Origin of the sequence: Nocardia sp. NPDC003269 (assembly GCF_042888005.1) — a bacterium.
Classification (GTDB): domain Bacteria; phylum Actinomycetota; class Actinomycetes; order Mycobacteriales; family Mycobacteriaceae; genus Nocardia.
Map to the genome: position 1 here is coordinate 1,134,497 of NZ_JBIAPA010000002.1, position 24,800 is coordinate 1,159,296.

27 protein-coding genes are annotated in these 24,800 nt (G+C 70.1%); 16 read left to right on the forward strand and 11 right to left on the reverse strand.

Going from position 1 to position 24,800, the window contains the following annotated elements:
* The first annotated feature begins 68 nt into the window (after nt 1-68).
* Together ACFYWJ_RS15590 and nrdR are read left to right on the forward strand one after the other, a co-directional pair.
* Nucleotides 69-1,277 carry a hypothetical protein gene (locus ACFYWJ_RS15590; protein WP_355277644.1) on the forward strand — a complete coding sequence of 403 codons (1,209 nt, stop codon included), beginning with the start codon at nt 69-71 and terminating at the stop codon, nt 1,275-1,277.
* 54 nt (nt 1,278-1,331) lie between these two features.
* Nucleotides 1,332-1,805: a transcriptional regulator NrdR gene (nrdR, locus tag ACFYWJ_RS15595; RefSeq protein WP_355277642.1), complete on the forward strand. Its 474-nt coding sequence runs from the start codon at nt 1,332-1,334 to the stop codon at nt 1,803-1,805.
* A 12-nt stretch (nt 1,806-1,817) separates the two neighbouring features.
* Here nrdR and hrpA read toward each other — a convergent pair whose 3' ends face one another.
* Nucleotides 1,818-6,023, reverse strand: coding sequence for an ATP-dependent RNA helicase HrpA (hrpA, locus tag ACFYWJ_RS15600; protein WP_355277639.1), 4,206 nt, complete (start codon nt 6,021-6,023; stop codon nt 1,818-1,820).
* Nucleotides 6,024-6,215: 192 nt separating this feature from the next.
* Here hrpA and ACFYWJ_RS15605 point away from each other — a divergent pair, with 192 nt between their 5' ends.
* Both ACFYWJ_RS15605 and ACFYWJ_RS15610 read left to right on the forward strand, forming a co-directional pair.
* Nucleotides 6,216-6,857: a Pr6Pr family membrane protein gene (locus ACFYWJ_RS15605; protein ID WP_355277636.1), complete on the forward strand. Its 642-nt coding sequence runs from the start codon at nt 6,216-6,218 to the stop codon at nt 6,855-6,857.
* Between the two features lie 54 nt (nt 6,858-6,911).
* A complete protein-coding gene (locus ACFYWJ_RS15610; RefSeq protein WP_355277635.1) occupies nt 6,912-8,135 on the forward strand; it encodes an aminotransferase class III-fold pyridoxal phosphate-dependent enzyme in 1,224 nt (407 codons plus the stop codon).
* Nucleotides 8,136-8,150: 15 nt separating this feature from the next.
* On the opposite strand, the gene ACFYWJ_RS15615 is transcribed toward ACFYWJ_RS15610, so the two are convergent.
* The gene (locus ACFYWJ_RS15615) at nt 8,151-8,642 is read right to left on the reverse strand and encodes a GNAT family N-acetyltransferase (RefSeq protein ID WP_355277632.1); all 492 of its coding nucleotides are present in this window, start codon (nt 8,640-8,642) and stop codon (nt 8,151-8,153) included.
* A 116-nt stretch (nt 8,643-8,758) separates the two neighbouring features.
* Here ACFYWJ_RS15615 and ACFYWJ_RS15620 point away from each other — a divergent pair, with 116 nt between their 5' ends.
* A complete protein-coding gene (locus ACFYWJ_RS15620; RefSeq protein ID WP_355277629.1) occupies nt 8,759-9,349 on the forward strand; it encodes a DUF5134 domain-containing protein in 591 nt (196 codons plus the stop codon).
* A gap of 58 nt (nt 9,350-9,407) precedes the next feature.
* Nucleotides 9,408-10,475 (forward strand): hypothetical protein, encoded by a 1,068-nt coding sequence (locus ACFYWJ_RS15625; RefSeq protein WP_355277627.1) that lies wholly within the window; start codon nt 9,408-9,410, stop codon nt 10,473-10,475.
* A gap of 2 nt (nt 10,476-10,477) precedes the next feature.
* Here the strand turns inward: ACFYWJ_RS15625 and ACFYWJ_RS15630 are convergent, their stop codons facing one another.
* The 3 genes from ACFYWJ_RS15630 to ACFYWJ_RS15640 form a co-directional block, all read right to left on the reverse strand.
* Nucleotides 10,478-11,179 (reverse strand): PhzF family phenazine biosynthesis protein, encoded by a 702-nt coding sequence (locus ACFYWJ_RS15630; protein WP_355277625.1) that lies wholly within the window; start codon nt 11,177-11,179, stop codon nt 10,478-10,480.
* Between the two features lie 116 nt (nt 11,180-11,295).
* Complete coding sequence (locus tag ACFYWJ_RS15635) at nt 11,296-11,835, reverse strand: carboxymuconolactone decarboxylase family protein (RefSeq protein ID WP_355277623.1); 540 nt, start codon at nt 11,833-11,835, stop codon at nt 11,296-11,298.
* A gap of 39 nt (nt 11,836-11,874) precedes the next feature.
* The gene (locus ACFYWJ_RS15640) at nt 11,875-12,462 is read right to left on the reverse strand and encodes a peroxiredoxin (protein ID WP_019048020.1); all 588 of its coding nucleotides are present in this window, start codon (nt 12,460-12,462) and stop codon (nt 11,875-11,877) included.
* 109 nt (nt 12,463-12,571) lie between these two features.
* Here ACFYWJ_RS15640 and ACFYWJ_RS15645 point away from each other — a divergent pair, with 109 nt between their 5' ends.
* From ACFYWJ_RS15645 to ACFYWJ_RS15655, 3 genes are all read left to right on the forward strand, one after another.
* Nucleotides 12,572-13,480 carry a hydrogen peroxide-inducible genes activator gene (locus tag ACFYWJ_RS15645; RefSeq protein ID WP_355277620.1) on the forward strand — a complete coding sequence of 303 codons (909 nt, stop codon included), beginning with the start codon at nt 12,572-12,574 and terminating at the stop codon, nt 13,478-13,480.
* Between the two features lie 107 nt (nt 13,481-13,587).
* On the forward strand, nt 13,588-13,824 hold the full coding sequence (locus ACFYWJ_RS15650) for a hypothetical protein (protein ID WP_355277618.1): 237 nt from the start codon (nt 13,588-13,590) through the stop codon (nt 13,822-13,824).
* 85 nt (nt 13,825-13,909) lie between these two features.
* Complete coding sequence (locus ACFYWJ_RS15655; RefSeq protein WP_387162804.1) at nt 13,910-14,557, forward strand: serine protease; 648 nt, start codon at nt 13,910-13,912, stop codon at nt 14,555-14,557.
* Nucleotides 14,558-14,567: 10 nt separating this feature from the next.
* Here ACFYWJ_RS15655 and ACFYWJ_RS15660 read toward each other — a convergent pair whose 3' ends face one another.
* The gene (locus tag ACFYWJ_RS15660) at nt 14,568-15,662 is read right to left on the reverse strand and encodes a LuxR family transcriptional regulator (RefSeq protein ID WP_355277615.1); all 1,095 of its coding nucleotides are present in this window, start codon (nt 15,660-15,662) and stop codon (nt 14,568-14,570) included.
* 186 nt (nt 15,663-15,848) lie between these two features.
* Here ACFYWJ_RS15660 and ACFYWJ_RS15665 point away from each other — a divergent pair, with 186 nt between their 5' ends.
* The 6 genes from ACFYWJ_RS15665 (at nt 15,849) to ACFYWJ_RS15690 (ending at nt 19,430) form a co-directional block, all read left to right on the forward strand.
* Nucleotides 15,849-16,442 (forward strand): biotin transporter BioY, encoded by a 594-nt coding sequence (locus tag ACFYWJ_RS15665; RefSeq protein ID WP_355277613.1) that lies wholly within the window; start codon nt 15,849-15,851, stop codon nt 16,440-16,442.
* Between the two features lie 21 nt (nt 16,443-16,463).
* The gene (locus ACFYWJ_RS15670; RefSeq protein ID WP_355277611.1) at nt 16,464-17,144 is read left to right on the forward strand and encodes an ABC transporter ATP-binding protein; all 681 of its coding nucleotides are present in this window, start codon (nt 16,464-16,466) and stop codon (nt 17,142-17,144) included.
* A complete protein-coding gene (locus ACFYWJ_RS15675; RefSeq protein WP_355277610.1) occupies nt 17,141-17,743 on the forward strand; it encodes an energy-coupling factor transporter transmembrane protein EcfT in 603 nt (200 codons plus the stop codon). The genes ACFYWJ_RS15670 and ACFYWJ_RS15675 overlap by 4 nt, the downstream gene beginning before the upstream one ends.
* A gap of 47 nt (nt 17,744-17,790) precedes the next feature.
* Nucleotides 17,791-18,381, forward strand: coding sequence for a TetR family transcriptional regulator C-terminal domain-containing protein (locus ACFYWJ_RS15680; protein WP_355277608.1), 591 nt, complete (start codon nt 17,791-17,793; stop codon nt 18,379-18,381).
* A gap of 81 nt (nt 18,382-18,462) precedes the next feature.
* Nucleotides 18,463-19,203 carry an SDR family NAD(P)-dependent oxidoreductase gene (locus ACFYWJ_RS15685; protein ID WP_355277607.1) on the forward strand — a complete coding sequence of 247 codons (741 nt, stop codon included), beginning with the start codon at nt 18,463-18,465 and terminating at the stop codon, nt 19,201-19,203.
* A 14-nt stretch (nt 19,204-19,217) separates the two neighbouring features.
* The gene (locus ACFYWJ_RS15690) at nt 19,218-19,430 is read left to right on the forward strand and encodes a 4-oxalocrotonate tautomerase family protein (protein WP_355277604.1); all 213 of its coding nucleotides are present in this window, start codon (nt 19,218-19,220) and stop codon (nt 19,428-19,430) included.
* 56 nt (nt 19,431-19,486) lie between these two features.
* Here the strand turns inward: ACFYWJ_RS15690 and ACFYWJ_RS15695 are convergent, their stop codons facing one another.
* The 3 genes from ACFYWJ_RS15695 to ACFYWJ_RS15705 all read right to left on the reverse strand — a co-directional run bounded on the left by ACFYWJ_RS15695 (nt 19,487) and on the right by ACFYWJ_RS15705 (nt 21,642).
* Nucleotides 19,487-20,047 carry a hypothetical protein gene (locus ACFYWJ_RS15695; RefSeq protein WP_355277601.1) on the reverse strand — a complete coding sequence of 187 codons (561 nt, stop codon included), beginning with the start codon at nt 20,045-20,047 and terminating at the stop codon, nt 19,487-19,489.
* 96 nt (nt 20,048-20,143) lie between these two features.
* The gene (locus tag ACFYWJ_RS15700) at nt 20,144-21,085 is read right to left on the reverse strand and encodes an alpha/beta fold hydrolase (RefSeq protein WP_355277598.1); all 942 of its coding nucleotides are present in this window, start codon (nt 21,083-21,085) and stop codon (nt 20,144-20,146) included.
* A complete protein-coding gene (locus tag ACFYWJ_RS15705) occupies nt 21,082-21,642 on the reverse strand; it encodes a hypothetical protein (RefSeq protein ID WP_355277596.1) in 561 nt (186 codons plus the stop codon). Before ACFYWJ_RS15705 ends, ACFYWJ_RS15700 begins: the two co-directional genes overlap by 4 nt.
* 154 nt (nt 21,643-21,796) lie before the next feature.
* Here ACFYWJ_RS15705 and ACFYWJ_RS15710 point away from each other — a divergent pair, with 154 nt between their 5' ends.
* Entirely contained in the window at nt 21,797-22,405 is a 609-nt protein-coding gene (locus tag ACFYWJ_RS15710; RefSeq protein WP_355277593.1) for a TetR/AcrR family transcriptional regulator, read from the forward strand.
* 68 nt (nt 22,406-22,473) lie between these two features.
* Here ACFYWJ_RS15710 and speD read toward each other — a convergent pair whose 3' ends face one another.
* Nucleotides 22,474-23,676, reverse strand: a complete 1,203-nt coding sequence (speD, locus tag ACFYWJ_RS15715; protein WP_355277591.1) for an adenosylmethionine decarboxylase — start codon at nt 23,674-23,676, stop codon at nt 22,474-22,476.
* A gap of 8 nt (nt 23,677-23,684) precedes the next feature.
* Nucleotides 23,685-24,800 (reverse strand): type III PLP-dependent enzyme, encoded by a 1,116-nt coding sequence (locus ACFYWJ_RS15720; protein ID WP_355277588.1) that lies wholly within the window; start codon nt 24,798-24,800, stop codon nt 23,685-23,687.

Here is a 24,800-nt window from a genome sequence, read left to right on the forward strand (position 1 = left end):
TTGCTACCGTGACTGGCATCCCGAACCGAGGCGGGTAGGGGCCTCGGCGTTACCGGTTGCGAGGTCATATGCGCCGCTCTTCGATCGTTGTGCTGCTCTGTCTGCTCCTCGGCGCGGTAGCGGCGCCACCGGCCGACGCGGCTCCCGCGTATACCGGTTATCTCGATCTCCCCGCGCTCAACGCCGACGGCGAGTTCGGCGGCGGCCTGCACCCGGCACTGCCACTGACTGAGTCACCGCTGCGGGAAGCCCTGACCGAGGCGCGCGCCGACGGTATCGCGCCCGCGCGCTACGCGACCCTGCTGCACCAGTATTGGCTCGTGGTCGCCACCGGCAACGCGGCCATCGATCTGGCCGCCTGGGAGCCCGCGCGCGGCGTCGCCGCCAATTCGGCCACCTTCAGCCAGGTGTACGTCAACTACTTCCGCATCGCCGCGGCCCGGCCCGACTTCTACTGGGCGGGCTTGGCCGGGATCGCGGGCGGTTCCTTCGCCTCCGGCTTCTTCGACGTCGGTGACATCGGCGCGGTGCTCTCGGTCGGCGGGATCCACGAACTCGGGACCGCCGTCGCCGAGCTGCTGCGGGCCACCCCGCCCGAACTCGTCGCCGAGGTGCCCGCCGACATCACCGGGCTGGCGCTGCACGGCCCGCGCCTGACCGCCGCCGACCTCGCCTGGTACCAGACCCGGCTGATGATCATGCAGAAGCACATCTTCACCGACCTGGTCCCGCAGCACGAGGTCTACCTGGCCGAGGGGATGGCGGGCATCGAGGAACTGTTCGCCGCGGGCGTGATCGACGACAGCATGCGCACGGCCTGGGCGGGCATCGACGGCGGCACCGCCGCGGGCCGGGCGGACTCGCTGGTCCGGATGACCGACCGCGAACAGAACCACATCGTCGCCGACCAGTGGGACGTCACCGCGGCCGGTCGCGACGGCATGGGCCGGGTCCTCACCTACGTCACCACGGTGGCGGGCAAGCCCGCCGTGCCCGGCGTGCGCGCACCCGGCGTCTACGCGCCTGCGACGGTGCGCGCGGGCGGACTCGGCCTGCGGATGCCGCTGCCCGACTTCAACTGGGCCGACCGCGACGCGCGCTGGGCCTACATCACCGCGGACCTGGTGCCGCGCCATCTCGACCTCACCGCCGACCCGGCGCACGCGGTGTCGGTCTTCGCCGAACCCTTCCCCGCCAAGCTCACCCGGGGCCGGATGTTCGCCCGGTTGCCCGAGCTGATCGCGGACCTGACCACGCAGTGGCAGGTGGTGCAGTAGTGACAGGTATTCTGTCAAGTGCCATGGAGTGCGCCTCGACGAAGGAACCCTCGGATGCATTGCCCGTATTGCCGACACCCTGACTCGCGAGTCGTCGACTCGCGTGAAGTCGAGGAGGGTACGGCGATCCGCCGCAGGCGGTCGTGTCCGTCCTGCGGTCGCCGGTTCACCACCGTCGAGACCGCGATCCTGTCGGTGGTCAAGCGCAGTGGTGTCACCGAACCGTTCAGCCGCGAGAAGGTGATCGTCGGTGTCCGGCGCGCCTGCCAGGGCCGCGAGGTCGACGACGACGCGCTCAACCTGCTGGCCCAGCAGGTCGAGGACGCGGTGCGCGCCAAGGGCTCGCCCGAGGTGCCCAGCCACGAGGTGGGCCTGGCCATCCTCGGTCCGCTGCGCGATCTCGACGAGGTGGCCTACCTGCGTTTCGCCTCGGTGTACCGATCCTTCACCAGCGCAGCCGATTTCGAGCGCGAGATCACCGAGATGCGCAAGGCGCGCGCGGCGGCCGTCGCGGCGCCGACCGACTGACCCGCCGGTCGGTCAGCGCCGGATCGCGCCGATCGCCTTCTCGATCCGCTTGGCCGACACCGGATACGGCGTGCCGAGCTTCTGCGCGAACAGGCTCACCCGCAGTTCCTCGATCATCCACCAGATCTCGGTGACGTCGCGGGCGTTGCGGCGCCCCTCGGGCAGGCTGCGCACCAGCTTGTCGTAGGCCGCCAGCATCCGGTCGACCTCGACCATGCCCTGGCGATCGCGCACGGCCGAGCCGGGCAGCGATTCCAGCCGCTGCGCCGCGGCGAGCAGGTAGCGCGGGAGTTCGCGCAGCCTGGCCCGCCCCCATTCGGCGACGAAACCGGGGAAGAGCAGATCGTCGAGCTGCTGGCGGACATCGTCGGCGATATCGGTCTCGGTGGTGTCGGCCAGGGCCGCGCGGGCCCGGTGCGCGGCCGAGAGCACCGGCGCCACGGCCCGGATCAGCCCGGTGACGGCGCCGGCCAGCTGGGGCCGGACGGTGGCGACCAGCGTGTCGAACTCCTGCGGTGTCCGGACCGGTCCGCCCGCGGCGGCGATGAGTTCGTCGGCGGCGGCCACCCGGCAGTCCTCGACCAGCTTGTCCAGTGAGCCGTCGGGGTTCTGACTCAAGGCCAGCCGGTCGGCGGCGGGCAGCCCGGCGGTGACGGCGCGGGTGGAGGTCGGGATCGCGGCGAGCAGCAGGGTGCGCACGCCGGCGCGCATGGCGGCGGCCTGCTCGGCGGGCGAGCTGAGCACCCGCACGGCCACCCCCTCGCCCTCGGGCACCAGCGCCGGATACCCGGTGACGGTCTGCCCGGCCACCTCGCGGCGCACGGTCGACGCGACCGAACCCAGCGACTCGGAGGTCCACACGGTGGCGGGCGCCCGCTCCGCGCCCGCCGTGGCCCGTGCCACCGAGGCCGACACCTGGGCGGCCAGCTGGGTTTTCAGCTGGGCGAGATTCTTGGACTTGGCGAGTACGGTGCCCCGGCCGTCGACCGCGGCGAAGGTCATCCGCAGGTGATCGGGGAGCGTGCCGGGTGCGAGATCGTCGGCGGTGATGGTGACCGAACCCAGCCGGGAGAGCTCCCTGGCCAGCCCGGTGCGCAGCGGCTCGGCCCGGGGGACCAGCTCGCGCAGCGCGGCCGCCGCGAAATCGGGAGCGGGAACGACCTGGCGGCGCAGGGTCTTCGGCAGGGTCTTGATGAACGCGGCGGCCAGTTCCTCCCGCATGCCGGGGACCAGCCAGTCGAAGCCGACGGCCCGCACGTGCGCGAGCTGCTCGACCGGGATGCGCACCGTCACCCCGTCGTCGTCCTGGCCGGGCTCGAACTGGTAAGTGAGCGGGAAGCTGAGCTCGCCCTGGCGCCAGGCGTCGGGGAAATCGGTCGGATCGAGCGCGGCGGCACCGGCGTTGACGACGGTGTCGGTCGAGAAGTCCAGCAGGGCGGGATCGGTGCGTTCGGCCTTGCGCCACCAGCTGTCGAAATGCCGCACCGAGACGACGTCGGCGGGGACGCGCTGGTCGTAGAACTCGAACAGCACCTCGTCGTCGACGAGGATGTCGCGGCGCCGGGCCCGATGCTCGAGGTCGGCCACATCGTCGATCAGCGCGCGGTTGCGGGCGAAGAAGCCGTGTCTGGTCTGCCATTCGCCCTGCACCAGGGCGTGCCGCAGGAACAGCTCGCGCGAAAGTTCCGGATCGATCCGCCCGTAGTCGACGGGACGGCCGGTGACCAGCGGAACGCCGTAGAGTGTGGCCCGCTCGTAGGCTCGCGCCGCGCCCCGCTTCGACGACCAATGTGGTTCGGAGTAGGTGCGTTTCACCAGATCGCCCGCGAGCCGCTCGGCCCATTCGGGTTCCACCTTCGCCGCGATCCGGCCCCACAGCCGCGAGGTCTCCACCAGTTCGGCCGCCATCACCCAGCGCGGCGGCTTCTTGGCCAGCGAGGACCCGGGGAAGATCATGAACTTGGCGTTGCGCGCGCCGAGGAACTCCCGCGACTCCGCCTCACGTACCCCGATATGCGAGAGCATGCCCGCCAGCAGGGACTGATGGATCTGCGCGCTCGGCCACGGCATGGCCTCCTCGGCCGCTGCGGCCGAATCCGCTGATCCGCGAGCGCCTTTCGCCGTCGCGGTGTCCGTCGCCGATCCCCGCTCCGGCCGCGCCCCGCGCCCGCGTCGGGACGAGCCACCGCGCTGTCGTGCCGACGACCGGTCGCCCGCGTCGGCGGTCGACAGCGGTTGTTCGCGGTCGGCATCGCGTCCGCCGCCGCGCCGCCCGCGCTGCGGGGACGCACCGTCCTCGACGGCGGCGTCGGTGTTCTCCCGGGGTGCGTTCCCCGCGTTCCAGCCGAGTCCTCGGGTGATGGTGCGCAGCTGACCGTGCAGGTCCTGCCACTCCCTGATCCGCAGGTAGTGCAGGAACTCCTCACGGCACATCCGGCGGAACTGGTTGGACGACAGCGACTTGCGCTGTTCGGTCAGGTAGTCCCACAGCCGCAGGTAGGCCAGGAAATCCGACCCGTCGACGGTGAACCGCGCGTGCCGGGTGTCGGCGGCCTGCTGATGCTCCACCGGCCGTTCGCGCACGTCCTGGATGGACAGCGCCGCCACGATCACCAGCACCTCGTCCAGGCACCCGTTGCGGTGCGCTTCGACGAGCATGCGCGCCATCCTGGGGTCGACCGGCAGCTGCGACATCTCCCGGCCGATCGGGGTGAGCGTGAGATGGCCACCCGAATCCGCTTCGCCGTCCACCGCTTTCGCGCTGCCGTGGGCCAGTGCGCCCAATTCCTCGAGCAGCGCGATGCCGTCGCGGATGGCACGACGATCGGGTGCCTCGACGAAGGGGAAGCTCTCGATGTCACCCAGGCCGAGCGCCGTCATCTGCAGGATGACCGCGGCGAGATTGGTGCGCAGGATCTCCGGCTCGGTGAACGCGGGCCGCGACTCGAAGTCGTCTTCGGAGTACAGCCGGATGCAGATGCCGTCGGCGACGCGGCCGCAGCGGCCGGAACGCTGCCGGGCCGAGGCCTGCGAGACCGGTTCGATCGGCAGCCGCTGCACCTTGGTGCGCATCGAGTAGCGGGAGATGCGGGCGGTGCCGGGGTCGACCACATAGCGGATGCCCGGCACGGTCAGCGAGGTCTCGGCGACGTTGGTGGCCAGCACCACCCGGCGGCCGATGTGCGGGGCGAACACCTTGTGCTGCTCGGCCGCCGACAGGCGCGCGTAGAGCGGCACGATCTCGGTGCGCGGGAGTCTCAGGTCGCGCAGGGTGTCGGCGGTGTCGCGGATCTCGCGTTCGCCGGACAGGAACACCAGTACGTCGCCGTCGCCCTCGGCGAACAGCTCGGTGACCGCGTCGGCGATGGCGTCGGTGGGGTCGCGGTCGACGACGCGGGTGTCGTCCTCGTCGTCCTCGGCGCCGGGCAGCTCCAGCGACAGCGGGCGATAGCGCAGCTCGACCGGATACGACCGGCCCGACACCTCGACGATCGGTGCCGGCGTGCCCTGCGCGTCGGCGAAGTGACGGGCGAACAGCTCGGGATCGATGGTCGCCGAGGTGATGATCACCTTGAGGTCGGGGCGCCGGGGCAGCAGCTGTTTCAGGTAGCCGAGCAGGAAGTCGATATTGAGGCTGCGCTCGTGCGCCTCGTCGATGATGATCGTGTCGTAGCGGCGCAGCAGCCGGTCGCGCTGGATCTCGGCGAGCAGGATGCCGTCGGTCATCAGCTTGACCAGCGTCCGGTCCGAGGCCTGGTCGGTGAAGCGGACCGTGTAGCCGACCACGTCACCCAGCTCGGTGCCCAGTTCCTCGGCGATGCGCTCGGCGACGGTGCGGGCGGCGAGTCGGCGCGGCTGGGTGTGGCCGATGGTGCCGCGGATGCCGCGGCCGAGCTCGAGGCAGATCTTGGGGATCTGGGTGGTCTTGCCCGAGCCGGTCTCGCCTGCCACGATCACGACCTGGTGCGCGGCGATCGCGGCGGCGATGTCGTCGCGGCGCGCGGAGACCGGGAGTTGTTCCGGGTAGGTGATCCGCGGAACCGCCGCGCGGCGATTGGCCACGCGGGTCTCGGCGGCGGCGATCTCCGCCTCGAGTGCGGGCAGATCCTCGGGGCGCGACCGGTCGAGCTTGCGCCGGAGCCGGTGTTCGTCGCGCAGCGAGACCTCCGCCAGGCGGGTGCGCAGCGCGCGGGTACCGGTGCTAGCTGTCCTGGTCATTGCGCCTACCAGCCTAGCGAAGGCCGCCACCGGTTTTCCCGGCACGCCGCCGACGGCCGGTGCGGCGGAGACCAACGACACACCGTCGGCCCGGCCCGTCGGCCCGCGCGTGTCCGGAGCCGTCGCCATCGATGCCGCGACGCGACGCCGTAGACCGGCGTTTTCGCCGTCGGGGCGTGCGATGATCCCGACATGAGCGCAGCGGTGGGCACGGCGTGGTGGATCAGGATTCTGCGGATCGGGTTCGGCGTCCTCGGCGTGGTCGCGCTGCTGTGGATCCCGCTGCGCAACATCGACTCCGTGACCTTCTCGCTCACCAACTACCTGAGCTACTTCACCATCGAGTCGAACATCCTCGGCGTGATCGTGTTGCTGGTCGGCGGATTCCTCGCCCCGCAGGGCCGTGGCTGGCAGCTCTTCCGCGGCGCGGCGACGCTGTACATGCTCATCACGATGGTCGTCTACGCGGTCCTGCTGTCCCGGATCGACGTGATGCTCAACGACAAGTGGATCAACGACGTCATGCATCGGTACCTGCCGCTGGTGCTGGTCGTGGACTGGCTGCTGGTGGCGATGCCGCAGCGGTTGCGCCCGAGCCCGGCGCTGATCGGCCAGTGGCTGATCTTCCCGCTGATCTACGGCGTCTACACCCTGATCCGCGGCCCGATCGCCGACTGGTACCCCTATCCGTTCATCGACCCGCGGCAGCAGGGCTATCTGTCGATGGCGATCGGGCTGGTCGTGCTGACCCTGGTGTTCGCGGCACTGGCGGTTGCCATGGCGTCGCTGGGCGACCTCCCCGCGTGGTGGCGGGAGCGCAAGTCCGCGGACTGAGACATCCGCGAGTCCGGCGAGCGCGGCCGGGCCGGTTCGGGTAAGTGTGGAGCCATGAATGCGCTCTGGCATGGATTCGCCGATATGGGTGCCGTCACTCGGGACGGTGCGTTCGTCGTCGCTCGCGGTGACGGTGCCTACGTCTACGACACCGCGGGCACGCGGTACCTCGACGCCACCGCCGGGCTCTGGTTCGCCAATGTCGGGCACGGTCGCGCCGAGATCGCCGACGCGGTCGCCGAGCAGTTGCGCACCATCGCGCACTACTCCAACTTCGGTGACCTCACCGAACCGCCGACCCAGGAACTGGCCGAGAAACTGTCGGCGATCGCGCCGGTGCCGGGCAGCAAGATCTTCTTCACCTCCGGTGGCTCGGACTCGGTGGAGACCGCCGCCAAGCTGGCTCGCCGCTACTGGCACGAACTCGGCCGCACCGACAAGAAGATCCTGGTCGGCCGCCGCCTGGCCTACCACGGCATGCACTACGCGGGCACCTCGATCGGTGGCCTGGCCGGCAACCGGGAGGGGTACGGCGAACTCGTCGCCGACACCCGCACCGTCGAGTGGGACGACGCGAAATCGCTGCTCGCCCTGATCGAGGGCATCGGCGCCGAGCAGATCGCGGCCTTCTTCTGCGAGCCGATCATCGGCGCGGGCGGGGTGTACCTGCCGCCGGCGGGGTACCTGGCCGAGGTGCGCCAGATCTGCCGCGACAACGACATCCTGTTCGTCGCCGACGAGGTGGTCACCGGTTTCGGCCGGATCGGCGGCACCTGGTTCGCCTCCACCAAGTTCGCGCTCGAACCCGACCTCGTCACCACCGCCAAGGGCCTGACCTCGGGCTACGTGCCGATGGGTGCGGTCTTCATCGCACCGCACCTGGCCGAGCCGTTCTTCGCGGGCGGCGTCTGGTGGCGACACGGCTACACCTATGGCGGGCACGCGGGCGCCGCGGCGGCGGCGCTGGCCAACCTCGCCATCGTCGAACGCGAGGGGCTGCTCGAGGAGGCGGCCCGCCTGGAGAGCACCCTGCACACGCTGCTCGCGCCGCTGGCCGAGCATCCGCGCGTCGCCGAGGTGCGCAGTGGGCTCGGCGCGGTGGCCGCGGTGCAGCTGGCCGACCCGTCCGAGGGGCCCGGCCTGGTGAAAACCCTGCGCGAGCACGGCATCTCGGGTCGCGCCGCCGGTCAGGGCGCCATGCAGATCTCGCCGTCGTTCGTGATGACCGACGCCCAGGTCGCCGAGCTCGTCGAGGGCTTCACCCGCGCCCTGGGCTGAGCGCGGGGCCGGTGGCTAGAGGGCCAGCGTGAAGTACTGGCTGTGTGGATCGAGGACGTAGTCGGCGAAGGGCGCGCACTCGGTGAACCCGTGCCGTAGGTAGAGGCGGCGGGCGGGTGCGAAGTACGCGTTCGAGCCGGTTTCCAGGCTCAGCCGCGTGTAGCCGCGTCGTCGCGCCGCCGCGACGATGTCGGCCAGCACCCGCGCGGCGACGCCGCGGCCGGTGAACCCGTCGGCGGTGCGCATGGACTTGATCTCGCCGTGGCCCGCGTCGAGTTCCTTGAGCGCGCCGCACCCGGCCAGCTCGGCGCCCGCCCAGGCACTCCACACCGTGACCGCGGGATCGCGCAGGGCGGCCAGGTCGAGGGCGTGCATGCTGTCGGCGGGGGAGTTGGCGGCCATCTCGGTGTGATGGCCGGTCAGCAGGTCGCGGATCGGGGCGTCGGAGAGGTCGTCGACCGTCACGCGCAGTGCCTGCGCCGAGGCCACGGAGGGTGCGTCGGACATCGGTCCATGATCCGTCATCTCCCGCGGGTGCTCTCGCCTGGGGGCAAACCCGCCCGCGGGGACGCCGGTCGATGCGAGCATGGGGTGCGCGGGTCTCGACTCGAAGGTGGTGGGGTGTGGCCGAATTCGTTGAGCACTATGCACTCGTCCGGTGGCCGGTGGTCGCCGCGTTCGTGCTCGCGACGATCATCGTCGCGCGGCGGTTGACCGGCCGGGTGGCGCCCGGGCACCGGGTCGATGCGGCGGCCGACAGCGCCCACCTGCTCATGTGCCTGGTGATGCTGGCCATGCTGATCTTCCCCGCCGCGACCCATCCGCTGGCCGTGCGCGGTGTCCTCACCGCGCTCACGGTCGCCTTCGCGATCCTGCTGGCCGAGCGCGTCGTCGTGCTGCGGGCGGGTGCTGCCGAGGGTCCCGACGGGGTCATGGCGCTCGGCTACCACACCCTCGCCGCCGCGGCGATGTTGTACGCGATGGCCGGGCACGGCGGCGGGCACACGGTGAGTGGACCGGCCTGGCCCGCGCTGGCGCTGGCCGCGTTGTTCGCGCTGGACGCCCTGCTCGCGCTCGGTACCGTCGGTCACGGACCGCGCCCGCACCGGTTCGTCCACCCGGCCGGTGCCCATCCACTGAGCTCGGCGCTGATCCCCCATGTGGTGATGGATATCGGTACCGCCTTCATGCTGATCGCCGCGATCGGACGGTGAATACCGATCCACAACCGCTCGCGCTGCGAATTGCCGTTGTGTGGACAGGAATTCGACGATGAACCGGCAGCGTGGTCCCGACCCGGCGGTCGGTGGCGTCGAGCGGTCCGTCCCCGACCTCCCGTCCGAGCCGGACGACCGCGAGGCGCTGCGCACCCTCTTCCGGGCCACCGGTGCGGCGGCCTTCGGGCTGGCGCTGCGGGTCCTGCACCGGCGGGGTGCGGCCGAAGACGTTGTCCGCGAGGGATATCGGCGACTCCGCACGACCCCGTGGACGGCCGACGCCGAGCCGCCGGACCCACCGGCCGATCTCGCGGACGACCACGGCCCCGATCTCGGGACGCCGTGGGGCCGTTCGGCATTCGCCGGCGGGCAGCGGCGCGACCCCGGCTCCGACACCGGCTTCGGCCGGGGCGCGGTCTACGGCCGCGACGGCTCCCGGGTGGGCGGCGACCGCCCGCCCGTGGGCGAGCCGGAACTGCCCGCGCCCTACCGGGGGCGCGGCGAACCGCAGTTCGACGCCGAGCAGACCTGGCTGCTCGCCCAGGTCCACCGGCTCGCGATCCAGCGACTGCGGCTGGACCGGCACGACCGCGACGACCTGCCCTGGCTCGCCGCGTCGGCCCGGCTCGGCTTCGCCGATCCGCTCGACAGCCACTGCGAGGTGTTCGTGCTCGCCTACTACGGCGGGCGCACCTACCGGGCGATCGGGCGCGAACTGGGCCTGCGGGTCCCCGTCGTCACCCGGCTGCTCGCCGAGGGCGTGGAGCGGCTGGCCGAGCAGCGCACCATCCGCGTCGGCAGCACGCGGCACTGGTGTCCACCGGGCTCGGTGCTCGCCCTCGCCGACGCCTACGCCCTCGACGCGGTCGCCGAACTCGAGCACCACCACATCGAGAACAAGCTGGCCACCATGACCACGCCCGGCCTCGCGCAGTTCGCCGACCGGGTCCGCGGCGTGCACGACGTGCTCGCGCGCCTGGCCGCCGACGACCAGCGCACCCCGCCCCGGCACCTGGAGACCCGCATCCTCGCCGACCTGGCCGGACCCGACACCCCGCGGCGCGGGCACTGGACCGCCCGCCCACCCTGGCTACGCCGCTTCGGCGGCCCGCTGGGGAGCTGAGCTCAGAGCACCACCACGTGGTCCTCGGCGACCCGGCCGCCGAGCCGCACCCAGCCGTCGGAATCCCATTCGGTGTAGAGCTGGGACCCCTGGCCCTGGGTCACCACCAGACCGCGGCGCAACTGGGCGGTGAGCGCGACCGCCGCCGCGCCGGTGGCCTCGTCCTCGGCGATGCCCATGGCGGGGGCGAACATGCGGGAGCGCAGGGCGCCGCGCGGTTCGTCGGTCCAGGTCCAGAAGTAGTGCTGGCCCGTGCTGAAGTCGTCGGGCCGCAGCAGCGCCAGTTCCTCGGCCGTGGCCAGCTCGTGGAAGGTGAAGTCGGGCGCCCATTCGGCGCGGGCGGTGATCCAGGTCAGCCCGTCGGTCTGGGCGACGGCGACGGGTCCCGCGGGCACCTGGAGGGTGTGCACCGGCGTGCGCTGCACGGCCAGCCACCACGCGGTGCCGACGCTCGGATGCCCGGCGAACGGCAATTCCACGGTGGGCGTGTAGATCCGGACGTCGGCGATCCCGTCCACGGGGTCCTGCACGACGGTGGTCTCGCTGAAGCCCAGCCGCGCGGCCAGCTCCTGCTTGTCGAGCGCGACGACGTCACCCGCGCGGGCGATGCCGAGCGCGTTGCCGAGCTGCCCGGCGGGGTCGGTGAACACTCGGACGACCTCGACCTGGATGTCCGGGGCATCGGGCACATCATGTGCGTTCATGATCGCGAGCCTACCGGCCGGTACGCGGGCCCGGCAGGATCGCGCGCCCGGTCGTGTCCTCGGGAAACGACCGCGGCCCCCGACCGGATTCCGGTCGGGGGCCGCGGGGCGCTACCTCAGACGGCGGCCGATGCCAGGGCCTCGGTGGACTGCACCGCCTGGCCGACACCGGCGACGATGGCCGCCGCGCGCAGCGACTCGAAAATCACCTCGCGCGAGGCACCGGCCTCACGCAGGGTCTTCTCGTGCGCCTCCAGGCAGTGCGCGCAGCCGTTGATCGAGGAGACTGCGAACGACCACAGCTCGAAGTCGGCCTTGTCGACACCGGGGTTGCCGATGATGTTCATCCGCAGCCCGGCGCGCAGATCGTCGTAGCGGCCGTCCAGGAACGCCTTGCCGCGGTAGAACACGTTGTTCATGCCCATGATCGACGCGGCGCCCAGCGCGGCCTCGTAGGCCTCGGCGGACAGCACGTCGGCGGCTTCCTCGGCGATCTCGCGCAGCGTGGTGGCCGAGCGGGTCGCGGCGGCCGAGGCGAGCAGGGTGCCCCACAGCTGCTGCTCGCTGAGCACCGTGGTGCGCGCGATCGACGACAGGTTGAGCTTGAGGTCCTTGGCGTACTCGGGGAGGGAGTTCTTCAGGTTCTCGATGCTCATGACAGTGGGGCTCCTCTGGTGTTCGGTGGGAAGGGTGGATCAGACGCTGGCCGAGAGCAGCTCGCCCGCGTTGATGGTCGGATCGCCCTTCTTCCAGTTGCAGGCGCACAGCTCGTCGGACTGCAGGGCGTCGAGCACGCGCAGCACCTCGTCGACGTTGCGGCCGACCGAACCGGCGGTCACCGAGACGAACTGCACCTCGTTGTTCGGGTCGACGATGAAGGTGGCGCGGTCGGCGACGCCGTCGGCGTTGAGTACGCCGGTGGCGGCGGCCAGCTCACGCTTGAGGTCCGACAGGATCGGGAAGGGCAGGGTCTTGAGATCCTCGTGCTGGGCGCGCCACTGGAAGTGCACGAACTCGTTGTCGACCGAGGCGCCGAGCACCTGGGCGTCACGGTCGGCGAACTCCTCGTTCAGCTTGCCGAAGGCGGCGATCTCGGTGGGGCACACGAAGGTGAAGTCCTTGGGCCAGAAGAACACGATGCGCCACTTGCCCGCGTGGTCGTCGCTGGTGATCTGGGTGAAGTAATCGTCCGGCTGCTGCGCGTCGACCTTCGACAGGTCACCTCCGATGACGGCCTTGAGGTTGTATGCCGGGAACTGGTCGCCGATGGTCAGCAGAGCCATGCTCATCTCCTCATTCGTGGTGTGGTCGCGCTCGTCGTGTGAGCCCGCGGTGATCTTGCCGAAAGCGTACTGAAAGGTAAAGCCGATCGCTCGTCGTACACTGATAGGCGTGACTGATCAGACTTATCAGCCAACCCTCTCGCAGCTGCGTGCGTTCGTCGCCGTGGCCGAATATCGGCATTTCGGTACCGCCGCAGCGCGTTTGACTGTGAGCCAACCCACGTTATCGCAGGCGCTGGCATCACTGGAAAACGGCCTCGGACTGCAGCTCATCGAGCGCAGCACCCGTCGCGTGCTGGTCACCGCGGCCGGCATGCGACTGCTGCCGCAGGCGATGGCGACCCTCGAGGCGGCCGACCGTTTCGTAGCCTCGGCGACCGGTGACGGACTCGGCGGCGTGCTGCGGCTGGGCATCATCCCGACCGTCGCGCCCTACGTGCTGCCGGACCTGCTGCCCGAGCTGCGCCGCAAACTGCCCGCGCTGGTGCCACAGGTGGTGGAGGACCAGACCGCCCGGCTGCTCGACGGGCTGCGCACCGGCGTGCTCGACGTCGCCCTGCTCGCGCTGCCCACCGACGCCCCCGGCCTGGTCGAGATCCCGCTGTACTCCGAGGAATTCGTGCTCGTCACCCCGCGCGGGCACGAGCTCGCCGGGCGCACCGACCTGGCCGCGCCGGTGCTGGCCGACATGCCGTTGCTGCTGCTGGACGAAGGCCACTGCCTGCGCGACCAGACGCTCGAGCTGTGCCGTACCGCCGAGGTGCACCCCGGCGCGGTCGGCGACACCCGCGCCGCCTCGCTGACGACCGTGGTGCAGTGCGTCGCGGGCGGCCTCGGGGTGACCCTCATCCCGCAGATGGCCGTGGCCACCGAGACCGCGCGGGCCACCCTCGACACCGCGCGCTTCGCCGATCCCGCGCCGGGCCGCACGATCGGGCTGGCATATCGGGGGTCATCCGCGCGGGCCGAGGATTACGAATACCTCGCAGCTGTGATCCGATCGAAGCGGCCCTTTTAGATCTCATCTGTTCGTACGACGATATTCCGGGCCGTCGGTGCTGTCCTTTATAGGGTGACGATTCCGTCGTGGGATCGGCACGACAAATGTGGGAGACAGTCGAAGGAATGGCCATGTACAAAGTACGTTCAACCATCGCGGTGCTCGCTTGTGCGCCGATGATCGCTCTAGGTGCCGGCGTCGCCGGCGCAGCACCCGCGGCGGACCCCGTCCCCGTCGCACCGGTTCCGGTTCAGGTCGAGCCCGTTGTGTTGTCACCGTTCATCACGATCCCCGGTGCCTTCCTCGCATGCGGCATCGTCCTGATCACCGTTCCCTTCTTGTACCCGGTCTGCGTGGTCTGACACGCAGATGCCGAAAACGAGAAGCAATCAAGGCACTCCCGCACTTCAGCGCGGGAGTGCCCCTACGACATGGGGTCGGTGGTGGATCGCCGCCGCCACGCTGCTGCTGGTCTGGGGCACTGTCGGCACTGTCGGGACGGCGCAGGGAGCCGCCCCGGTGACGCTCGGTGGTGGCTCCGGCATCGTCCTCGACGACGGCTCGACCTGCACACTCACGACGATCGGCTGGGATGGTGCCGGTCGGCTGGTCGGCTTCACTGCCGCGCACTGCGCCGCCGCCGGTGAGGGCATGGGAGTGGCCGCGGAGGCCGATCCCGAGGCAGGCAACGTCGGCACGATCGCGGTGCTCGGCAGCGATCTCGACTACGCGGTCATCGCCTTCGACGAGAGCGCGGTGATCCCGGTGAACCGGGTCGGCTCGACCACGATCACCGACGTCGGCGTGCCCGCGCAATTCCCGGCCGTCGCCTGCAAGGAAGGACGGACGACAGGGCAGACCTGTGGGCTGGTCTACGGAGACGTCTTCGGTGGCGCCTCGTGGACGCTGACCCAGATCTGCGTGATCCTCGGTGATTCCGGCGCGCCCGTCGTCGTCGGTTCGACGCTCGTCGCGATCGTCAACGGCTATATCGGGCTGCCGTGCATCGGCCCGCAGGTCGGCGCGAATTTCTCGCTGATTCTCGCGGATGTCGACGCGCGCGGCGGAATCGGTGCAGGATTCCATCCGATTTGATTGCGAATAGTTACTGCGCGGAAATGGCAGTGGTCAACAGAAGCCGAACCAATTCCGCCTGCCGGTGTGTTTTCGTCTTCGCGAAAATATGCTGCAGGTGCGTGCGGGCGGTGAATACCGAGACGGAGAGCTGATCGGCGACGGCGGGCAAGCCGTCGCCGCGCAGCACCCCCATGGCGACCATGGTCTCGGCGTCGGTCAGGCCGTACAGATCGTGCAGCGCCTCCGGCTCCGGCTCGGGGTCGTGGTCCGGATCGACGAGCAGCAGCAGCACCGCGCGGTGCCACAGTCCGTCGCCGGCGATGCCGTCGAGCGGGGACACCCGCAGAATCAGCGGCTTGCGGCCGGAACAGCGGGTGACGGCCACGTTGCCGCTGGAGAACCCGGGGTCGGCGGCGCAGTTGATCAGGTCCCTGAGCTGTTTCTGGGTGGTCGGGGATCCGGCCCGCAGACAGCCGAAGGCGTCCACCGACAACCCGTCGGACGCCTCGGTGATCCGCTCGGCCATCGAGTTGGCGAACACCAGCGCCGCGTCGGTGGTGACGATCATGATCCCGTAGTGCGCCTGCTCCAGGGTCGCGAGCGCGAAGGCCCGGTCCCGGGACAGTTCGACCAGCTTGGACTGGGTGCGCAGCGCGCCGCGCAGGTGCGGCACGAGCACCCGCAGCAGCGCCAGGCCCGCGGGATGGCCGGTGATCGACTGGTGATCGGGCATCGTCAGGCAGATCCACGACGACGGGCGATCGTCGCTGAGCCGGGCCAGGAAGCTGTTGGACAGGCCGTTCGCACTGACCTGGTCGGCCAGCGCGCTGCCGTGCTCCGGCACGGCGAACAGGTCGTCACTGGTGGCGGTGCTGCCGACCGGCAGCTGTTGGACCCGCTCGGCGACGCGCTCTAGCTGCGCGGGCAGATCCGGCGGGCTACTGGCCCCCGAGGATTTGATCGCGAACCGGTCACCGACCGGATCGGCGATGACCAGGAAGCCGTGGACCGCGCCGAAGGTGTCGGTGATCTCCCCGATCACCGAGTCCCACCGGTCCGGGTCGTTGCCCGCGCCGTAGATCGCGGCGATCAAGTTCGAAAAACGTTGTAGCGCTATCGACATGATGGCCCTTCCTCGGCCACGGGTTGTCGGCGCGCTGCCGTTGTGCGGCGAGCGCCGCCCGGGAAGTCCCAACCTTCGAATCGTAATCGATCTTCGGGCGCGGCGAAATGCTCGCCGATGTCTTCCGGCCGCGGACGCAGGCGGCTCACCTGCTATCTTGAACGTCGTTCAATTCCATGGTGAAGGATGTCCGCTGTGTCCGATATCGAGAAATCCCCTAAGCCCGCGGTCGGTTTCGCCGCGCGGGACCTGGCACAGATCGCGGTGTTCGCCGCGCTGATCGCCGCCCTGGGGCTGCCGGGCGCGATCACCGTGGGATTCAGTGGCGTGCCGATCACCCTGCAGACCCTCGGTGTGATCCTGACCGGTGCGATCCTCGGCGCGCGCAAGGGCACCGCCGCCGTCGCGGTCTTCATCGCGCTGACCCTGATCGGCCTGCCGCTGCTCTCGGGCGGTCGCACCGGCCTGACCGCGCTGGCCTCGCCGACCGCGGGCTATCTGATCGGCTGGATTCCCGCCACGCTGGTGATCGGGTCGCTGACCGCGCTGATCCTGCCGAAGTACCCGATCGTGCCGGGCCTGCTGATCAACGCGCTCGGCGGCATCGTGGTCATCTACCTGTTCGGTACCGCCGGCCTGCTGGTCCGCACCGACCTCGGGCTCTGGGCCGCGATCTCGACCAACTTCGCGTTCGTGCCGGGCGACCTGGCCAAGGTCGTCATCGCCACCGTGGTGGCCAAGGGTGTGCACCGGGCCTATCCCGGACTGATCCGTGGCTGAGCGGGCGGGCAGGCGGCGCGCGTGAGCGAGATCGTCCTCGACGGGGTGGGCCACCGGTTCGGCGACCGGACCGTCCTGCGAGAGATCGACCTGCGGATCACCGAGCAGCGGGTCGGGCTCATCGGCGCCAACGGCTCGGGGAAGTCGACGCTGGCGCGGATGCTCAACGGCCTGCTGAAGCCGACCTCGGGCACCGTCACCGTCGACGGGATCGACGCCGCCCGCAAGGGCGCCCAGGTGCGGCGCAAGGTCGGCTTCGTGTTCACCGATCCCGACACCCAGATCGTGATGCCGACCGTCACCGAGGACCTGGCGTTCTCGCTGCGGCGCAGCGGCCTGAGCCGCGCCGAGATCGCGGCCAGGGTGACCCGGATGCTGGACCGATTCGGGCTGAGCGCGCACGCCGACCATCCGGCGCATCTGCTCTCGGGCGGGCAGAAGCAGCTGCTCGCGATCGGTTCCGCGCTGATCCGTGAGCCCGAGGTGATCGTCGCCGACGAGCCGACCACCCTGCTCGACCTGCGCAACGCCCGCCGGGTGTCGGAGGCGCTGAACGCCCTCGACCAGCAGGTGATCGTGGTGACCCACCAGCTCGCCCTGCTCGACGGCTTCGATCGAGTCGTGGTGCTGGACAACGGCTCCGTCGCCTACGACGGCCCGCCCGCGGACGCGGTCGGCGCGTACCGGCGGCTCGTCGAGTGATCGGCCTCTACCGTCCCGGCGATTCCCCGCTGCACCGGATGCCCGCGGGGGCGAAGCTGGTGCTGCTCGTCGTCGCGATCGTCGCGATGACCGTCTTCGTGCGCGGTCTGCCGGGGGTGGGTGTGCTCGTACTCGCGATCGCCTGCCTGTTCGCGCTCGCGCGGATCTCCTGGCGGGTGGCGCTGGCCCAGATCCGGCCGGTGCTGTGGATGACGCTGATCATCGGTGTGTTCCAGCTGCTCACCACCTCGCCGACCCGGGCGATCGTCGTCTGCGCTGTGCTGCTCGCCTCGGTCGCGCTCGCGGCGCTGGTCACCGTGACGACCAGGGTCACCGACCTGCTGGACGCCCTCACCCGCGCGCTCGGGCCGCTGCGCCGGGTCGGGGTGGATCCCGAGCGGGTGGGGCTGCTGCTGGCCCTGGCCATTCGCTGCGTTCCGTTGCTGGCGCAGATCGTGCACGACGTCGCCGAGGCGCGCCGCGCTCGCGGGGTGTCCTGGTCGGCGACGGCCCTGGTCACGCCCGTGCTGGTGCGCGCGTTGCGGACCGCCGACGCGATGGGGGAGGCGCTGGCGGCGCGCGGCGTCGACGACGACTGACGATGGGCTCTTGCCATTAGTAGACGACCGGTCGTATAGTCGTTCGCATGGCACGGCCCCGGCGTAGCGACGACACCCGAGCACTCCTGATCGAGGAGGGCGCGGTCGGCCTGCTGTCCAACGGTTATCACGGCACCGGCATCAAGCAGGTGCTCGACAAGGTCGGCGTGCCGAAGGGGTCGTTCTACAACTACTTCGACAGCAAGGAGAGCTTCGCGCACGCGGTGATCGAGCATCATTCGCTCTGCGTGCAGCGCAACCTGGCCGCGGCCTTCGCCGGCGCCCCCGACGCGCTCACCGGTCTGCGCGGCTTCTTCGCCACGCTGACCGCGGACTTCGTCGCCGCCGACTACACCGGTGGCTGTCTGATCGCCAATCTCGGCGGTGAACTCGAGGGCAGCGAGACCTTGCGCACCGCGCTCTCGGCGGCCTGGGCGGCCTGGCGCGACGGCGTCGCGGGCGCCCTGCGGACCGCGCAGGCCGAGGGGACGGTGCGCGCCGACATCGACGCCGTCGACCTCGCCGATCTGCTGCTGGAGTCCTGGGAGGGCGCGGTCATCCGGATGAAGATCGACCGCACCGTCGAGCCGCTGGACAAGTGTCTGCGCCGCCTGCTCGACGACTACTTCCGGCCGTAACCGAGCTATACCCGCGTCCCCACCCTGCCGGTCGTCCATCCTGAGACGACCGGTCGTATCCGAACTCGAAAGGAACAGTCGATGTCGACTCCGAAGACGGTCGTCGTGACCGGGGCATCCAGCGGAATCGGGCGTGATGTCGCCCGCGCCTTCGTCGCCAGAGGCGACGCGGTGGTCCTGGGTGGGCGCGACGCGGACAAGCTCGCCGTCGTCGCCGCGGAACTGGACGCGCCGGATCGCGTGGCCACCGTGGCCGGTGATATCGGTTCGCCCGCAACGGGATCGGCGTACGTCCGCGCCGCCCTCGAGCGATTCGGCCGGGTCGACGCGCTGATCAACAGCGCGGGCGTGTTCGGCGCGACCCCCTTCGTCGACGTCACCGAGGCCGAGCTCGACCGCTATCTCGGAGGCAACCTCAAGGGCACCTACTTCACCACCCAGGCCGTGGTGCGCCAGCTGCTCGCCCAGGGCGACGGCGGCAGTGTCGTCAACATCGGCACCGTGCTCATCGACCACGCGATGACCGGGCTGCCCGCGTCGGCCGCGCTGATCAGCAAGGGCGGCGTGCACGCCCTGACCACCAGCCTGGCCGCGGAACTCGCGCCCGCCCGGATCCGGGTGAACGCGGTCGCGCCCGGCATCATCCGCACCCCGCTGTTCGGTGACGGCGACGAGCGCGCCGCCGCGGGCGCTGCCCTGCTCGGCCGGATCGGCGAGGTCGCCGACACCACGGCGGCCGTGCTGTACCTGACCGACGCCGAGTTCGTCACCGGCCACATCCTCCCCGTCGACGGCGGGTTCATCTCGGGTAGAGCGGCGTAGAAAGGAAACCAACCATGCCGTATGTCAACATCAAGGTCACCGATGAAGGGGTCACCCCGGAGCAGAAGGGACAGCTGATCAAGGGCGTCACCGACCTGCTGTTCGAGGTGCTCGGCAAGTCGCCCGACAGCACCTATGTGGTGATCGACGAAGTGGCGCTGACGGATTGGGGCGTCGGCGGGGTCAACGTCGCCGAGTATCGCGCGCAACGCGCGGCGCGCGGCTGAGAGTGCCACGGTGCGCCGGGTGCGGGGTCTCCCGCGCCCGGCGCACCGCCGTTTCGTCAGGCCGGACCGTCGAACGGCACCGCGGCGTCGAGGGCGAACCAGCCCATCGGGATCCGCTTGCCCCGGGTCAGGAAGTAGCTCGGGCCCAGCCACAGATCCGGCTCGATCTCCCGCAGTTCGTCGTAGATCCGCCGGGCGGGCCGCCGCGAACCGACCCGCGGATCGTCGTAGTCGAACAGCACCGCCGCGCGCCCGTCGAGCACGGAATCACCCACCGTCGCCACGAAATTCAGCGCCCGCATGCCGCCGAGCAGGCGGAAGACGTTGTGGCCGACCGCCACCCCGCCGTCGACGTGACGAAACGATTTCGCCACCCAGAAATACGACGGCCGCGCCATCACCGGCCCGAGCACCCGCTCGGCGGACCCGGGGAACGACCGCATCGTCACATCACCGTCGAGCCGCGCGAAGTCGCGTTCGGTCACCGCGGGCGCCGCGTCGAACAGCGCGCGGAACTCGGTGAGCCCGGCCCGCGACAGGGCGTCCAGGCGCGGGCGATGGCCCGACGGCGCGCGGACCGGCATCAGACCGTCGGCGGACAACGGTGTCGGCGTCATGAGCGGACTCGATTCTGTCGATGCTGTGCATCTTGCATACTGCCAACGTTCGGCGCGCCACGACACCGGAATGGCCCGCTTGTCCGCCGAGCGCGCTCAGCTCCCGAACGGTGTGGCGAGCTCGCACGGCACCGGTGGCGCGTGCGCCGGATCCAGCGCACCCAGGACGAAGGAGACCGTGCGTGGACTGGCGGCGATGCTGAAATGCTCGGTGAAGTCCTGCTCGCACCCGTCCTGGAGGACGATGTTCGTGGTCTCCGGTCCCGGCACGAGGCTGGTCGGATAGGGCGTCAGCAGGATGTCGTACCGCGAGGTGATGTTGGTATAGCGCACGCCGGGCGCGTAGACCCCGTCGCGGGACAGCGCGGTGAGATAGTCCGAGCCGCGCACGACCTGTGGACAGATCTCGCAGCCGGTGGCAGCGACCAGATTCCACAGCGGCGTGTCGATCCCGGTGCCGCGCAGCGACTCGCGCAGCCGATCCAGAGCCATCACGTCGGTTCCCTCCCACAGCCCCGACAGCGCGACGATCCGTTCCACCGAGGCCGCACCGCCCAGGTACTTCGCGTAGTGGTTGGAGGAGAGCGTGCCGAACGACTCGGCGAGGATGTCGACCTTGCCCGCGTCTGTCGCCCGCCGGACCTCGGCGACGAAATCGCCGATCTGGCGGGCATTCTCGGCCACTGGACGCATCGCGCCCGGTGTCCATTCGGTGGGTGTCGCCCAGCCGGGGGAGCCGTAGGTCAGCGCGAACACGCAGTATCCGGCGTTGGCCAGCAGCGGGGACATGGTCTGCCAGTTGATCGTCCGGTTGACGAGGCCGCCGTGGACGAGCACCACGGGATTCGGATGTGCCGCCGAGGGGGTGCAGGACCAGTCGTTCGACCCCGGCGGGGCCGCACCGGGCGTCTGTAGCTGTGCCCGCACGCCGTCGAGCATGCTCCACGGAACCGGAAGTGGTTGCGCTCCAGCTGATCCGCTGTGCGCGGTGAGGAGCCCGATGGCCACGGCGACGACCGCGCGGTGTGCTGTCCTCATCGCACCTCCCCGTAGCCGACCGAGCTGTCGACCGCGAACCAGCACGCCGTCACTCGGCGTTGTCCGATCCGCAGAAATCCGGGGCCGAGCCAGAGGCCCGGCTCGATCTCCCGCAGTTCGTCGTAGAGACGCCGGGTCAACCATGTCCCGGCCAGGCGCGGATCGCCGTAGTCGATGCGGACCGCGGGCCTGCCGTCGACCACGGACGGGCCGATCGTCGCGGCGAACGGCAGCCCCCTGGAGCCGCCGAGGGCAGTGAAGAAGTTGTGGCCCGCGATGAGCTCGTCGTCGACGCGGCGGAACGACTTGCCCATCCAGAAGAACGAGGGCCGCGACAGGATCCGCTGTAGCACCCCGGTGCCGACCGGCGCGAAGCCGCGCAACATCAGATCGCCGTCCAAACGGTCCAGATCCTGCGCCGAGGTCGGGGTGGCGGCGCTGAATCGCCGCGCCAGGTCGGTGATCGGCACCGTCGAGAGGCGGTCGAGCCGGGGGCGGTGGTCATCGGGCCGGCGGACCGGCATCAGGCCGATGCCGGAAGGCAATGCTCGGGTCACGGGGTACTCGATTCTCGAGAAGGTTGGTACGGGCACTGAAATGTCATCAGCATTCAGATGCTATCGACATCTGAATGGGGAGAGTGTGCCCGGTCACACCCGTCCCCGTCAATGGCATCGGGGGACATTCGCGGCGCACCGGTAGGGTCAGGCCGTGCAGAAACGCTTGAGCCGGACGGAATCGCACGCGCTGACCCGCGCGAAGCTGATCGAGTCGGCCACCGTGCTCTACCTGCGCGATGGCTACGCCGCGACCTCGAACAATCAGGTCGCCGAGGCGGCCGGATTCAGTCGGGGGGCGGTCTATTCGAATTTCGCCAGTAAGGAGGACCTCGCGCTGGCGGTCCTCGATCAGTTCCTCGATGCCGAGATCGCCACGATCAGCGCGGCGGTCGGCGACGGCACGGTCGACGAGCGGTTCGCGGCCTTCGAGCGCTGGATGCTCGAGGCGGCGCGGGAACGGCGGTGGGCGATGCTCAAATCCGAACTGGCCGTTGCCTCCCGGCACAGTCCCATGCTGCGCCGCGAGCTCGCCGAGCGCGACGAGACGGTGCACCGCACCGTGACCGCCTTGCTGACCGCGCTCTTCGCTGAAGCCGGACTCGAGGCCTTTCCGATCACGCCGCCGACCCTGGCCCGGTTGCTGATCGCGGTGGCCAAGGGCGTCGCCATCGACGGCGTCGTCGAACCCGACAAGTCCGCGGAGTGGTTGACGGAGTTGCTGGCGACGCTGCGCGCGTTCGCCGCGATGCTCGGCGGCTGACGGGGAAACGACGAAGGCGGTGACCCGGGGTCCGGGTCACCGCCTTCGGTGGCTGTCGCGAAGCGAGCTCAGGCGCGCAGGGCGTAGGGCTCGATCGCGCCGCGCTCGAGGGCGCGGGCGTCGATGGTCTCGGCGCGGTAGGGGAGCAGGGCCAGGCGGTCGGTCATGCCGCGCACCGGGTCGTCGATCTTCTCGTTCAGGCCGAACAGGAAGGTCCACTCGTGCTCGTCGCTGCCGTAGGGGACCACGGTGGCGAACTGCTCGTGGAACCGGCCCCACGAGCGCTTGAGGGTCTCGTTGCGCCACATGGTCGCGCAGCCGGCCTGGGCCGACAGCACGCCGCCGGGCGCCAGCAGTGCCTTACATCGGGACAGGAACTCCGCCTCGTAGAGGCGGTTGTGCTGGGCGTCCTCGACGCGCTCGTCCGGCAGATCGATGACGATCACGTCGTAGCGGGTGCCCGCCTCCTGCGCGTTGGCCAGGAAGTCCCAGCCGTCGGCGTAGTGCACGTGCACCGGACCCTCGCCGGCGACCGCGGCCGCCAGTTCCTCGGTGGTGTAGCCGTAGGGCAGGTGCCGGGCGCACAGCTCGACCTCGCGCTGGTCGATGTCGACGTGGTCGACCAGGGTCGCGCCCGCCGCCACCGACATCTGCGAGGCCACACCCTCACCGGAACCGATGATCAGCACCCGGTCCAGCTTCTCGGCCAGCACGAACGCCGGGACCATCATGGCCTCGTGGTAGGTGACCTGGGAGAACTCGGTGGACTGGCGGTCGTCGTCGGAGAACAGGGAGATGCCCTGATCGGTCCGCGCGATCACCATGTGCTGGAACGGGGTGTTCGTGTCCACGATCACCTCGTGCAGATCCCAGATCCGGGTCAGGCCGTCGCCCACCGGTTCGTAGATCTTCTCGGCACCGTGGCCACGCTGGACGACCTTCATCCGAACGTCCTTGGGAGACAACTTGTCTCGCAGGAGTTCTACCGCCTTCGTCGCACCGGCGCCGATGCTGCCGCAGGTGAAGACGTCGACGAAGATGTCGCCGGACTCCGGATAGGTGTGAATCGAGGCGTGGGACTCCGACAACAGGGCGAGGACGGTCACCCCCTGCGGATCGAACTTTTTGTGAACGACATCGCAGATGGTGACGCCCGCCGCGATCAGAGACTCACGCAACGCCGATTCGAGTCGTTCGAGATCGTCACACAGGTCTGTGTCGACACCACCGAACTCGGCCAGCACATGCCAGCCGGTGAATTCCGCCGTCATGGGCAAACTCACTCTCGCTCAGCGCCCGAGACATGAACGGTCAAGGGCGGAAAACCATTGAAGGACACCGACGAATAACTCGCGGTATAGGCGCCGGTGTCGAGGATCTGGATCTGATCACCGGCTCGCAACGTGGTCGGCAGAAGGACCTTCGTGCGTTGATACAGTACATCGTCGCCGTCGCAGGTCGGACCCGCGACCACCGCCTCATCCACCGGATCGCCGTCGCGATCGGTGACGAACCGGTAGGCGATGTACTCGTTCTCCGTCTCGGCCATACCGTTGTACCGGCCGATGTCGAGATACACCCAGCGCCGGCCATCCGGCGCGAATCGCACGCCGACGACCTCGGCGTGAATGGTGCCCGCGTTGCCCACCAGCGCGCGGCCGGGTTCGACGACCAGGCCGGTGGACTCGGGCAGGAACTCGGCGGCGGCCGCGGTCATGGCGGCCGCGATCGCGTCGAGTTCGGGGGCCGCGTCGACGTAGGAGATCGGCAGACCGCCGCCCACGTTGACCGCGGCGACGTGAATATCCTTGTCCGCCAACGCGGTCACGATCTCACCGGCCTGCCGGATGCCGATCCGCCAGGCGGCCGGATCGAGCTGCTGGGAGCCGACGTGGAAGTACGGGCCGCCCACCACCAGGCCCAGATCGCGGGCGCGCACCAGCAGCCGCAGCGCCTCGCTCGGCGCGCAGCCGAACTTGGTGCCGAAGGGGGTGCGCGACTCCGGCGCCGAGGACAGGAACCGGCACTCGACCTCGGCGCCGGGGGCGTGCTCGGCGATGCGCAGCAGATCGTCCTCGGTGTCGAAGGCGTAGCGGCGCACCCCCAGGGCGAAGGCGCGCGCGATGTGGGCGCTCTTCTTGATGGGGTTGCCGTAGCAGAGCTTGCCCGCGTCGATCCCCAGGCGCAGCGCCTGGTCGATCTCGCCGATGCTGGCCACGTCGAACTCGGCGCCCTCGGCGTCGAGCAGGGTCAGCAACTCGTCGACCGGTGCCGCTTTCACCGCGTACCTGATCCGGGTGCCCCGGCTGCGCCGCGCCGACACGGCGGCTGCGAGAGCTCGGTAATTGGCACGTACCCGTTCGGGGTAGATGACAAGGTACGGGGATTCGGGCAT